This window comes from Rickettsia endosymbiont of Villa modesta, assembly GCF_964026485.1.
Taxonomy (GTDB): Bacteria; Pseudomonadota; Alphaproteobacteria; order Rickettsiales; family Rickettsiaceae; genus Rickettsia; species Rickettsia asembonensis.
Genome location: NZ_OZ032157.1, coordinates 1,380,975 through 1,393,909 on the forward strand (window position 1 = coordinate 1,380,975; position 12,935 = coordinate 1,393,909).

Here is a 12,935-nt window from a genome sequence, read left to right on the forward strand (position 1 = left end):
AATGGATAACGCATAGATAATAACAAAATCTCCACTGATTTTTACTAATTTTGTATATATACTTCTTTTACCTGAAAAATTGGTAGTATTAGATATTAATTATCCATAAGAACATTGATTATTCGCTCATCTAAATATTCATTTTCCAACTTTTCAAGTTAAAGAAGTATATAAGAACGTATACCTCTAGTAAATGAAAAATTGTCAAAGAAGTCAGCAAGTGTTATGAAGTAAGAATGGATTTATAGAAAATTAACATCAGTAGAAAAAGAAGAATTAAAGCTTTACCATAGAAGCGAAAGGGATAAGAGGATTTGTGATAGAATCAAAGCTGTTCTCACGTATGATGATAGCTATAGTATTGATGAGATATCGAAAGTGTTATTACTGAGTGATGAAGGGATAAGAAAACATTTAATAGATTATCATAATGCTCAGAAGCTTAAGCCTGGAAATGGCGGTAGTGATAGTAACCTTACTAGACAGGAGGAAGCAGAGTTAATAGTTCATCTAGAAAATAATAATTATGTGTATGCTAGAGATATAGGTTTGTTCATAGAACGTCAATATGGAGTAATCTATACATTAGCTGGGGTAATCAAGCTGTTACACAGACTTGGTTTTAGTTATCAGAAACCTAAGTTAATTCCTGGAAAAATAGATTTAGCTAAGCAAGAGGAATTTAAGCTGCAATATAGTTTGCTAAAAAATAATTTAGCTAAAGATGAGTCTATTTATTTTATGGATAGTGTTCATCCTCAATACCAAACTCGAGCAAGGTTTGGTTGGATTAGAAAGAATGTAGTTAAAACATTACCAAGTTTCAGTGGTTGGAAGCGTAAACATATTATTGGTGCTATTAATCTTAAGGATTTAGAGGTAGTAACAACTGACAATCCTAAGGTTAATGGTGATTATATTATCGAATTTTTAAAGGAATTAGAAGCAAATAATCAAGATAAAAGTAAGATTTATTTGATATGCGATAATGCTGGATATCATAGGTCAAAAAAGGTAAAAGAATATCTACAATACAGTAAAATAGAGTTACTATTTTTGCCAGCATATAGTCCTAATTTGAATCCAATTGAACGACTGTGGAAATTTATGCATTCTGTTGTAAGTAACAATAAATTTTATGCGAATTTTGAGACATTTACTGATTCTATACGAATATTTTTTGAAAATATTGAAAAATATAAAAATAAAATTTCTTCATTGGTAAATGACAATTTTCAAACCATTGTGCCTAATCATTTTAACAACTCTTCATGTTGAAGAAGTATACTCTATAAATAAAGCTATCAAAATTTGTCTCGTTACGTTCTATAATTTGTGGCTGCGACATGGCATAGCCGTTTGCCCCTATATCCGATAGATAAGCGTAAAAACCAAAATCATCTCCCCAGGGGAGTATAGCATTTTGCGGCTTATAGAGTTTAGCAAGCAAAGTAATTCTGTCATTTACCCTAATTTCTTGTATACTTCTTCAACATGAAGAGTTGTTAAAATGATTAGGCACAATGGTTTGAAAATTGTCATTTACCAATGAAGAAATTTTATTTTTATATTTTTCAATATTTTCAAAAAATATTCGTATAGAATCAGTAAATGTCTCAAAATTCGCATAAAATTTATTGTTACTTACAACAGAATGCATAAATTCCCACAGTCGTTCAATTGGATTCAAATTAGGACCATATGCTGGCAAAAATAGTAACTCTATTTTACTGTATTGTAGATATTCTTTTACCTTTTTTGACCTATGATATCCAGCATTATCGCATATCAAATAAATCTTACTTTTATCTTGATTATTTGCTTCTAATTCCTTTAAAAATTCAATAATATAATCACCATTAACCTTAGGATTGTCAGTTGTTACTACCTCTAAATCCTTAAGATTAATAGCACCAATAATATGTTTACGCTTCCAACCACTGAAACTTGGTAATGTTTTAACTACATTCTTTCTAATCCAACCAAACCTTGCTCGAGTTTGGTATTGAGGATGAACACTATCCATAAAATAAATAGACTCATCTTTAGCTAAATTATTTTTTAGCAAACTATATTGCAGCTTAAATTCCTCTTGCTTAGCTAAATCTATTTTTCCAGGAATTAACTTAAGTTTCTTATAACTAAAACCAAGTCTGTGTAACAGCTTGATTACCCCAGCTAATGTATAGATTACTCCATATTGACGTTCTATGAACAAACCTATATCTCTAGCATACACATAATTATTATTTTCTAGATGAACTATTAACTCTGCTTCCTCCTGTCTAGTAAGGTTACTATCACTACCGCCATTTCCAGGCTTAAGCTTCTGAGCATTATGATAATCTATTAAATGTTTTCTTATCCCTTCATCACTCAGTAATAACACTTTCGATATCTCATCAATACTATAGCTATCATCATACGTGAGAACAGCTTTGATTCTATCACAAATCCTCTTACCCCTTTCGCTTCTATGGTAAAGCTTTAATTCTTCTTTTTCTACTGATGTTAATTTTCTATAAATCCATTCTTACTTAATAACACTTGCTGACTTCTTTGACAATTTTTCATTTACTAGAGGTATATATATTTCTTCGGTATACTAATTTTAACTTTTTGTAAATTACGATTAATTTTTTCAATCTTAATGTTGTTTAATACTATTTGTCCTCCTATAATAGTCGGTTTTATCGATTCTATATTGCCGCTAATTTCTGTTATTATTGGTTTATGAAGTGTTTCGCCGTGTAAATTTGTCACACGATATTTAGAGATAAATACGCCAAAAATAAAAGCAATAATCATCCAGTAAGTAAACTGTAAAAATATATTAGAATTTCTAGTAAAGGTTAATATTAGGCAAGCACAAAAAATGAAAAAAATTGTTGTAAATGAAAGCTCAAAATCAAGCGAAAAATAAACAATAATACCGTAAATAAAACTAACAAAATACCAAATATTTAAATTATTATACTCTGCTTCCAAAGTTATTTTAAAATATTGTAGTATTTTCAATTGAAAGTATAAAATGTATTATACGCTATATCTATTATATTTTCAATAATTAGAATAAAATTCTCTCGTAATTATAAGTTAAGATAAATTAACTTATATATTGCTTTTTATTAACTTATTTATTATAGTGCCCAACGTTTATGTATACTTCTTTTACCTGAAGAATTGGTAGTATTAGATATTAATTATCCATAAGAACATTGATTATTCGCTCATCTAAATATTCATTTTCCAACTTTTCAAGTTAAAGAAGTATATATAAAATATTAATTTAAATTGAGATATTTGCAATGAATAAGTTAACAGAACAAAATTTACTAAAAAAATCAAGATTTTTAAAATATTCTCTGCTTGCCTCTATTTCAGTAGGAGCAATAATCGCAATACCTTTTGAGGGTATGGCGAGCAGCGATCAAAAAGCATTATTTTGTAACGCACTCGAAAAGAAATTATCACTCAGATTGTCACAATCAAATGGAAATAGAGATACGACAAATACACCGCAGCAGATAGGAACAGTGATGGTACCGGAACCAGAAAGAAACACATATACTTCATCTGAAATAAGAGAAATGGAAATATCTAAGCCATCTAATCCATTAAAAGATATTCCTATAGAGGATCATTATAAAAAGGTAGCACGTAGTAAGTCTGATGTCGGAAAAACGAGAAAAGTACGACCACCTACTAGAAACAAAACATTTGTAGGTGCTGAAAAAGTAGAGCAAAATCAAAATAATTATATTCCTGAACCGACAGAGCAAACGTCTCAAAAACCAGAAATTATAATAACAGCGTCTTCGCCTACTGTTAGCCCAGCTTCAAATGGCTTTGTCACTGCACCTAATACACCAAATACTACTCTGACATCACCGGAACATTATACTACGGCACCTGGTACTCCATCAACACTGGCGACTTCGTATCAGCCTACTCCAGATTCTAAACCAAATGATAATTTGGGAGCTAAGACACCACCGGCAGTACGAAGATTATCGTTTAGTAGCGAGCCACAACAGACAGTACAACCTAGCACACAGGCTAAACCTCCGGTTTCTCCAAAACCTCTATTGTTGAGCAGTGCTGAAGTTGCAGTGAAGATGGTAAGTAATATATTACGAGTTAATGAGACGTTAGGAATCAAGTTAGCTGAAGTAGAATCGACAATTGAAAATACCCAAGGCAAAAAAAATAAAAAACCATTACAACAGCTACAAAAACAGATAGTTTCATCACAGGAAAAAACAAAAGTACTAAAGTTAGAAGCTGCAAAGATAGGAATAAAAATAAAAGAATTAGCTGAAACAAATAGGAGTCTGGCCAGTTGTAACAAAAAGACAGGAGGAGTAAAAAATAAGAGTGAATTAGATCAAGATAGTGCAAAATTAAAAGAAAATAATAAAAAAATAGATAAACTTCAACAAAAGTTAACAAATAAAAATGAGGAAGCAAATAGTTTATCTAGAGAAATAGATGTTTTAGTAGGTGGGATAGTTTTAACAAAACCCCAAAGAAAAGCTCCGGTTACGGAGATGCCGCTGGTTGGGTTATTCTTAAATCAGCCGCAACAACTAGAGGTGCTTGCTCAACGGCAGAAAGTCAATGCTGCTAGACAAGCTGTAGTCGATAAAAGGCAAGCGGAAGCAAATGAAGTAAAAAGAAATAGTGCAGAATACAAAGATCTAATAAGTGAAAGAGAGGAAGTTCAATTAGAACAAAATCAACGACATATTACTGTAGAAAAAGCAAAAAAACAGCAACAAGCGGAGGATAAGCAAAGAACTGAGATAGAAAAGAAAAGAAAAGAAGAAAATCATCAAAAAGAAAGAGATATAGTAGGAATCAGGGAAGATATTGCAAAAAAAATGCAGCAAATATCAAATGCTAATACAACATCGAACAGGTTGCAAGAATTAAAATTAAAAGTAGGAGCTATAGAGGATAAAAAGCAAAGACAAGAAACACAAAAACAATTATCGAAAATAAAGAAGCAAGAAAAAGCTATAAAAGCGGCGGCAGATGAAGCTCAAAAAATATTGAATGATGCAAAAAAGGAAGTAAGTAGAACAAAGCTAAAAAAACTGCAAGAGCAAATGGACAATCATGTTGCAATGGTAACAAATGATAAGAATGATAAGATTGATAAGATTGAAGAAAATATAAAAAAACTAGAGGGACTAGCTCTTACTCCGTCAACCACTTCTGCTGCTGCTACTATTTCTAAGCAGTCGCTAACAGCAAAGTCAACCATGCAATTAAGTCATGAGCTTCAGAGAACTTTGCCGGAGGATGAAGATGGGTACTTAGAGCCAATAAAGGTTCAGCAGCAACCTTATACAGTAATGTTGTCGAATCAAGAAGTGGCAGACCCTAAAAGTATGGATTCAGGCTTTAAGAGTTTGGAAGGTCAAAATTTGTCATCAGCCTATGATTTCGAGCAACTATCAGCGAGTTGGGATGCAGCGTATAACCAAAGAATGAATACAAAGGCTGAAAATGTACCTCAAGAAACTTTAACTGAAGAAAGTACTTATTCAGTTTCTAGTAAGAAAAAACAAGGTAATATAATAAAGAGAGCTGTATCAAAAGTAGGGTCAATTTTACAAACAAATGATGCAGAAAGCAGTAAAAGGAAAAGAGATGGAGAAACCTCAAAGCAAAGAACAGTAGATAAAGAGGGAGGATTTGGTCAAGGTTCGGGAAATGGGCATCATAAGGAGGCTATTTTAAGTGTAGATAGTAAATTAATAGAAAAGGCAGCTCAACTTATAAGTGACTTAGATGTAAAAAGAAGTGAAATACTGCAAACAACCAGTCCTTCACAACAAAAATCACTTAATTTAGCTTTACAGGGAATAGAAAATGATTACCCAGAAGCAATTGAAGTCTATCAAGGATTACAACAGGCATTAATACGCAAACCGGAAGATATAAAAGCACATAATGCAAAAGCAGAAAAAAAAATGGACGCTATTAAAAGCAGAGCGGATAAACACTTTAATAATATAGAAACAGATGCAGATATTGGATTTAATCCAAATTGGGGGAATGGTCATTCTATGCCGACTGCTAATATGAATAGCTTACCGAAAAATTTAGCTGTAACCCCACCTATAAATGTAGAGTCACTATATAACTCTCCGCAAGCTCAACAGTTTCGAGAAGATCATAAAACTATTATAATAAATGCTATAAACTCCCTAAGCTCTTCAGGAGTACCTAAGGAATCAATAGATCCGACAATAATCAAATCTTTACCTTATTTAGATAATGATCAACATCAAGAAGTAGTATTAAGAGTTGATAGAGTTCATGATATAAATACACGGGGTTATTTATTAAGCAAACTTAAACAACTAGGAGAATTAGAAGTAAGAAAACTTACAGGTGTATATAATTCACTATATAAGACTGCTTCCCCTGAAGTACTAAGAAAAGCTGAAGTTTTACTTAATAAATCACAAGGTAGGCTAAATTTAGTTGATAGTACTATTAAAGATACACAGCCATTATCTAAATCTAATTTATTTACTATATATGAGCCGGTTAGTTATGAGAATTTAGCATCAGAAACAATATATAATAGAGAGCAACCTAAACCATCTATAAGTTGTAGGAATACTGGTAAACGAAAATTAGTTAGAACACCATTATCCAGTGCTGAGTTTGATAAGAAATTAGATTCTTTAGATTTAGAAGATAAACTACTAAAAGTAGAGGGAGATAGAAGAGTTAAGGAAAAGCAAGTTATTGCCATATTGAATCAATATCAAGATCAAGATCTAGAAAACCTAGAATTTAAGCGGTTTCTAGACTTATCTTCAAAAGAATCACAATTAAAAGAAAAAAGGAAAGCCATAGAAGCAGCATTTCCTCTAAATGAAGGGTATTCAAGCACAGATGTATCATCATCACGTTATTCAGTTGGCGACATAAGCGATTTACTTAGCGATACAGAATTAAATCTATCCCGTTCACCTTCAATTAACGGCTTAGAGGATTTAAGCGGTTCTAATGTTATGAAATTAGGGAAATTAAAATCTGAACATGAAAAAATAGCCAATGATTATAAGGCTAAGGAATTGGAGTTAGATACTTTAAATCACGATGATCCAAAATTTAAGAAGTTAATGCTCGAAGTATTTGAGATGTCGAAAGAAAAGATTTGGTTAGAAGGGGAGATAAAGCATCTAAATACGGAATCTAAGCCTAAGGTAACTGAGAGTAAGCCGGTATTTTCACGTTCATCTTCAGCTAGTAGCTTAAACATATTTGGTAGTAATGAAGATTTATCATGGGATAATAGAGATATAGGAGTAGGTCATAGATATGGAGCTGAGGATAGCTGTCCAACTCCGGACCAGTCAAGCTCAAAGATAGCCAATAGTAGTGATAAAAATTCAAGTGAAACTAAATTAGCTCTTCTCCGGACATATCAAATGGCAGTAATAGTTAAAAGGCAAGAACTGGAACAATTGCTAAGTACAAGCTCAGAAGCTGCTCAAATCGTTCAGCAGATTGAAGTGCTGAGAGAAGAAGAAGAACTTGTAAGTAAGGCTTTGAGTAGAGCTGAAAAAGACTCGTTAGCATTTGATCAAGCTTTTTCTTTTGAAGAAATAAATAAGGAGCTTAAGAAATACGGTGCAGAAATCCCTGTATCCTTGGATCCACAATATAATTCAGACGAAGATATTGCGATTTTAGTCAGTAGTTTAGATGAGAAGGTTGAAAAATTCAATCGTGAAATGGATAAAATGTCAGCGTCGGATGGTAAATCAGAATCTACCTTACCTGCAGGCAATGAAGAACAAGAAGACACAGAAGTAACAGAATCCGGTATTCAAAAAGCAGGAGATAAAGGGTTACTTGCACTACCTGTATCAAGTAATGAGTGTGCATTAGCATTAGGCGATGGTAGCGAAGATGAAGAAAGTTATGATTCAGGATTTGAAGAGGAAGAAGAAATAATAGAGCAATTATCCGATTCCGATGGGGATAACCTTAAAATAACGGAAGTTGATACAGCTATTCCTCTTGAACAGAAAGCAAAAAAAGAAATGCAAACGCAAATTTCAGAAAATGCTCCTACTTTAAATCAAGCGAAAGTTGCTAATACTATTGTAAATAATATGATTCGTAACAGATTAGATGCATCTATGAATATGTCTAATAATATGGTAGCGGTAGGAGCTGGTGATGAAGAAGAATCTCATATAAAAAGAGGTTTGTGGATGCGTGGTATGTACGGCACTAATAATCATGGACGCGTAGAAAATATGACCGGTTATAGAGGTACTAACAAAGGTGCTACTATTGGGTTTGACGTTGAAATCGACAATAATATTCTAGGTATAGCTTACAGTAATGTTTATTCAGTATTTAAATTTAAAAACAGTAAAAATAATAACAAAGAACTTATTGATAGTCATGTGGTTTCTATTTACGGACAAAAAGAATTACCGAAGAATTTTGCACTACAAGCTTTAGTATCTGCTTCTAAAAACTTTATTAAAGATAAGACAACTTATTCACATGGTGATACTAAAATTAGAAGTAATGTAAAACATCGCAATCATAGTTATAATGCGGAAGCATTACTGAATTATAATTATCTTTTGCAAAACAAGCTTGTTATTACTCCAAATATCGGCTTAAGATACGGGAAGTCACGAGACGGGGTGTATAATGAAACCGGTATTAACGTACAAGAAATAACTCTTACAATGAAAGAGAATAATATATTGTCCGGAATTGTCGGTACTAAAGTCAAAGTACCTTTAAAAGATGCTCTAAAATTTAATAATTTAGGCCTAACATTCCAAGGAGCGGTAGAACATAATTTTAAAGAGAAAACCCAAAAAATAAATAGAGTTGTTAAAATATTTGATAATACATTCAAACAGGATTATCTAATACCGAAGCAACCGAAAACATCCTATAATTTAGGAACGGGTATTATAGTTAGTATCAAGAATACTACTATTTCTTTGGATTATAATTATTATCTTAATAAACATTATAGAAGCCATCAAGGTAGTGTTAAGCTTAAGGTAAACCTATAATTTTTATACTTGCAATATTGGCAAAGTTGTTGTATAAAACTTCTAGCTTACTGTCATGCCGTGGTCATAGCCACGGTATGACTAATATATCTATTTGCCTACTTTAAAGTGAAGGCCCCTTCGTCTAGCGGTTAGGACACCACCCTTTCACGGTGGGAACACGGGTTCGAGTCCCGTAGGGGTCACCATTCTATATTTTCCTATAAATTCATTATCTCAAATAATCTAATTTTAAATTCAGAATAAAAATAATAATTGAAAGTAATAACTTTTAATTTATAATTTTTCAAAAAGTTTGGTTGAAAACGCAAAGTTCAGTTCAATTAGAGCTAAGTATATACCTCTAGTAAATGAAAAATTGTCAAAGAAGTCAGCAAGTGTTATTAAGTAAGAATGGATTTATAGAAAATTAACATCAGTAGAAAAAGAAGAATTAAAGCTTTACCATAGAAGCGAAAGGGATAAGAGGATTTGTGATAGAATCAAAGCTGTTTTCATGTATGATGATAGCTATAGTATTGATGAGATATCGAAAGTGTTATTACTGAGTGATGGGGAGGGATAAGAAAACATTTAATAGATTATCATAATGCTCAGAAGCTTAAGCCTGGAAATGGCGGTAGTGATAGTAAACTTACTAGACAGGAGGAAGCAGAGTTAATAGTTCATCTAGAAAATAATAATTATGTGTATGCTAGAGATATAGGTTTGTTCATAGAACGTCAATATGGAGTAATCTATACATTAGCTGGGGTAATCAAGCTGTTACACAGACTTGGTTTTAGTTATCAGAAACCTAAGTTAATTCCTGGAAAAATAGATTTAGCTAAGCAAGAGGAATTTGAGCTGCAATATAGTTTGCTAAAAAATAATTTAGCTAAAGATGAGTCTATTTATTTTATGGATAGTGTTCATCCTCAATACCAAACTCGAGCAAGATTTGGTTGGATTAGAAAGAATGTAGTTAAAACATTACCAAGTTTCAGTGGTTGGAAGCGTAAACATATTATTGGTGCTATTAATCTTAAGGATTTAGAGGTAGTAACAACTGACAATCCTAAGGTTAATGGTGATTATATTATTGAATTTTTAAAGAAATTAGAAGCAAATAATCAAGATAAAAGTAAGATTTATTTGATATGCGATAATGCTGGATATCATAGGTCAAAAAAGGTAAAAGAATATCTACAATACAGTAAAATAGAGTTACTATTTTTGCCAGCATATAGTCCTAATTTGAATCCAATTGAACGACTGTGGAAATTGATGCATTCTGTTGTAAGTAACAATAAATTTTATGGAAGTGTTGAGAGATAAGAAATTAAGTAGCGAATTATAGGAAGGATATTTTTTTGGAAGAAATAGTGTTTAAAATTAAGATAATTTTTGTTCAGTATACTTCTTTAACTTGAAAAGTTGGAAAATGAATATTTAGATGAGCGAATAATCAATGTTCTTATGGATAATTAATATCTAATACTACCAATTCTTCAGGTAAAAGAAGTATATATACAAAATTAGTAAAAATCAGTGGAGATTTTGTTATTATCTATGCGTTATCCATTATAATATTAGCTAGCCGTTAAAACGGTTAAGTGTTTCAAATTAAAACATATAGCATTCATAAATTCCGAGAATTGGGTTCTGTCAGATTCTTTGTGTAAGTACGATTTCGCCATTTGTCCAATTTTGTAAATTAGTATCACAAAGGATTGCAAATTGATTTAAAGCCATTGCCCAATTCTTAATAGGCATTGTCCATTTTTTAGAGGCATTTGTCAATGCCAAAAAGATTATTTTCTGCATTGATTTATCATCTGGAAATACTCCCTTATTTTTAATAATTTTACGAATTTGACGGTTAGTGGATTCAATAGCATTAGTAGTGTAAATCGCCTTTCTAATGTCTTCTGGAAAGCTAAAAAATGGAGCTATGCCAGACCAATTTCGTTGCCATATATCAAAAATAACTGAGGGTGTCAGAAAGTTTGTGTAAGTTGTAAAAATAGTTAAGAATAAAATTAATTAAAACAACTTACATGAGGCTAATATGAAGAATAAGAGCAAAGTATCAAATCCGACTATAGAAAAAGTAGTATCAGAAATACTATCACAAAGTGATCCATCTGAGATATTTGGCAAAGAAGGGATATTTCAGGAATTTAAAAAGCAGATAGTAAATAAGATTTTAGAGAAAGAAATGGAATCTCATATAGGTTATGAGAAGCATTCTAAGAATGCCAAGGAGTCAGAGAATAGACGTAATGGCAATTATGAAAAGACTTTAATAGATCCTGAAGGTCGTAAATTGACAGTAGAAGTGCCAAGGGATCGGGATGGAGAATTTGAACCTCAACTCATTCCAAAAGGAGTACGAAAATTTGAAGGATTTGATGATAAAGTAATATCCTTATATGCTAGGGGAATGACCATTAGGGAAATACAAGGACACTTAGAAGAACTATATGCTACCAAGGTATCATCTGAGTTAATATCAAAGGTAACTGATGGTATTTTAGAGGAAGTTACTGCCTGGCAGAATAGAGCACTTGATAGTGTATACTTCTTTTACCTGAAGAGTTGTTAAAATGATTAGGAACAATGGTTTGAAAATTGTCATTTACCAATGAAGAAATTTTATTTTTATATTTTTCAATATTTTCAAAAAATATTCGTATAGAATCAGTAAATGTCTCAAAATTCGCATAAAATGTAGAAGTCAAGATTTGATCTTACAGACACTATAAATTTTGCACCTGATTGTCAGTTAAATTTTGACTGTCAGATAAATATTCAAGATACAAGATTTCATTATTCTTTTCAACAGCTAATTTCTTACTATCCTTAAAAGTTTGCATAGGAGTTTTTCCATAACAATATTTACCAGAATGAGGTCGCTCATTATTGAAATACTCTAGCCAGATATCAAGATCTAATTGTAGATCATCAAGATCTGTATAAATCTTTTGCCGCATTGCTGTATCAAAGAATTCTTGTTTCATGGTTTTATTAAAACGCTCACACATACCGTTTGTTTGAGGAGAATATGCTTTAGTTGTAGTATGCTCTATACCTTCGATACTTAGAAATAATTCAAAAGCATGATGCTCTATATTGCCCTTATATTCTGACCCACGATCTGTAAGAATACGCAGTATTGGTATCCCTTGAGTCTCATACCATGGTAACACTCGGTCATTAAGCATATCAGCAGCAGTTAAAGCTGTTTTATCAGTATATAGTTTAACATCAGCTACTCTGCTGTAGCTATCAATAAATACCTGAGAGTAAACCTTACCTATACCCTTAAAGTTGCCTACATAATATGTATCTTGGCATCCTAGATACCCTGGATGCTGTGTCTCAATTTCTCCATGTGCTTCTTTTTCATTACGACGCTTCTCTAGCACTTGTAATTGTGCCTCGGTAAGCACAATACCATCTTGAGCCATTTTTGCTTCTAATGCTTTAAGTCTTTTACTGATGTTGTTTAAATCATTACGTAACCAAATTGATCTTACTCCCCCAGGTGATACAAGTATCCCACTCTTCTTAAGCTCATTTGATACTCTTAGCTGACCATATGCTGGATATTCTATTGCCATATCTAATACTGCTTTCTCTACAGCAGGATCAACTCTATTTGCTATAATTGGCTTCTTACGGCTAATCTCATATAATGCTTCTTCACCACCAGTTTCATACAGTTCTTTAAATCTGTAATAACTATCTCTACTATAGCCCATCGCTTTACATGCTGATGATATACTTCCAAGACTCTTAGCGAGTTCTAGTAACCCTAATTTTGGCTTTATTATTTTTTGATTTAAGTTCATTGTGACCTTCCATTTTTTT

The 12,935-nt window shown here is 32.1% G+C and carries 9 protein-coding genes and 1 tRNA gene; 5 read left to right on the forward strand and 5 right to left on the reverse strand.

Annotation, left to right across the window (positions count from 1 at the left end; all coding sequences use genetic code 11):
* Positions 1-324 precede the first annotated feature (324 nt).
* Positions 325-1,278, forward strand: a complete 954-nt coding sequence (locus AC5584_RS07865; RefSeq protein WP_499217047.1) for an IS630 family transposase — start codon at positions 325-327, stop codon at positions 1,276-1,278.
* A 211-nt stretch (positions 1,279-1,489) separates the two neighbouring features.
* On the opposite strand, the gene AC5584_RS07870 is transcribed toward AC5584_RS07865, so the two are convergent.
* Both AC5584_RS07870 and AC5584_RS07875 read right to left on the reverse strand, forming a co-directional pair.
* A complete protein-coding gene (locus AC5584_RS07870) occupies positions 1,490-2,527 on the reverse strand; it encodes an IS630 family transposase (RefSeq protein ID WP_499217048.1) in 1,038 nt (345 codons plus the stop codon).
* A 50-nt stretch (positions 2,528-2,577) separates the two neighbouring features.
* Positions 2,578-3,018 (reverse strand): hypothetical protein, encoded by a 441-nt coding sequence (locus AC5584_RS07875; protein WP_499216404.1) that lies wholly within the window; start codon positions 3,016-3,018, stop codon positions 2,578-2,580.
* A gap of 290 nt (positions 3,019-3,308) precedes the next feature.
* On the opposite strand from AC5584_RS07875, the gene AC5584_RS07880 reads away from it, so the two are divergent.
* The 3 genes from AC5584_RS07880 to AC5584_RS07890 all read left to right on the forward strand — a co-directional run bounded on the left by AC5584_RS07880 (position 3,309) and on the right by AC5584_RS07890 (position 10,397).
* Positions 3,309-9,080: an autotransporter outer membrane beta-barrel domain-containing protein gene (locus AC5584_RS07880; RefSeq protein ID WP_499216405.1), complete on the forward strand. Its 5,772-nt coding sequence runs from the start codon at positions 3,309-3,311 to the stop codon at positions 9,078-9,080.
* A 113-nt stretch (positions 9,081-9,193) separates the two neighbouring features.
* Positions 9,194-9,268 (forward strand) — tRNA-Glu (locus AC5584_RS07885).
* 388 nt (positions 9,269-9,656) lie between these two features.
* Positions 9,657-10,397: an IS630 family transposase gene (locus AC5584_RS07890; protein WP_499217049.1), complete on the forward strand. Its 741-nt coding sequence runs from the start codon at positions 9,657-9,659 to the stop codon at positions 10,395-10,397.
* A gap of 330 nt (positions 10,398-10,727) precedes the next feature.
* Here the strand turns inward: AC5584_RS07890 and AC5584_RS07895 are convergent, their stop codons facing one another.
* Complete coding sequence (locus AC5584_RS07895) at positions 10,728-11,102, reverse strand: transposase (RefSeq protein WP_499217050.1); 375 nt, start codon at positions 11,100-11,102, stop codon at positions 10,728-10,730.
* 28 nt (positions 11,103-11,130) lie between these two features.
* On the opposite strand from AC5584_RS07895, the gene AC5584_RS07900 reads away from it, so the two are divergent.
* Positions 11,131-11,667 carry a transposase gene (locus AC5584_RS07900; protein ID WP_499216406.1) on the forward strand — a complete coding sequence of 179 codons (537 nt, stop codon included), beginning with the start codon at positions 11,131-11,133 and terminating at the stop codon, positions 11,665-11,667.
* Here AC5584_RS07900 and AC5584_RS07905 read toward each other — a convergent pair.
* Complete coding sequence (locus AC5584_RS07905) at positions 11,606-11,803, reverse strand: hypothetical protein (RefSeq protein ID WP_499216407.1); 198 nt, start codon at positions 11,801-11,803, stop codon at positions 11,606-11,608. The genes AC5584_RS07900 and AC5584_RS07905 overlap by 62 nt on opposite strands.
* A gap of 18 nt (positions 11,804-11,821) precedes the next feature.
* On the reverse strand, positions 11,822-12,916 hold the full coding sequence (locus AC5584_RS07910) for an IS481 family transposase (RefSeq protein ID WP_499216408.1): 1,095 nt from the start codon (positions 12,914-12,916) through the stop codon (positions 11,822-11,824).
* Positions 12,917-12,935 lie beyond the last annotated feature (19 nt).

What these genes read in the sequence shown, in the direction of transcription:
- AC5584_RS07880 (WP_499216405.1), top strand. Translation starts at nt 3,309, where the DNA reads ATGAATAAGTTAACAGAACAAAATTTACTAAAAAAATCAAGATTTTTA.
- AC5584_RS07900 (WP_499216406.1), top strand. Translation starts at nt 11,131, where the DNA reads ATGAAGAATAAGAGCAAAGTATCAAATCCGACTATAGAAAAAGTAGTA.
- AC5584_RS07910 (WP_499216408.1), bottom strand. Translation starts at nt 12,916, where the DNA reads ATGAACTTAAATCAAAAAATAATAAAGCCAAAATTAGGGTTACTAGAA.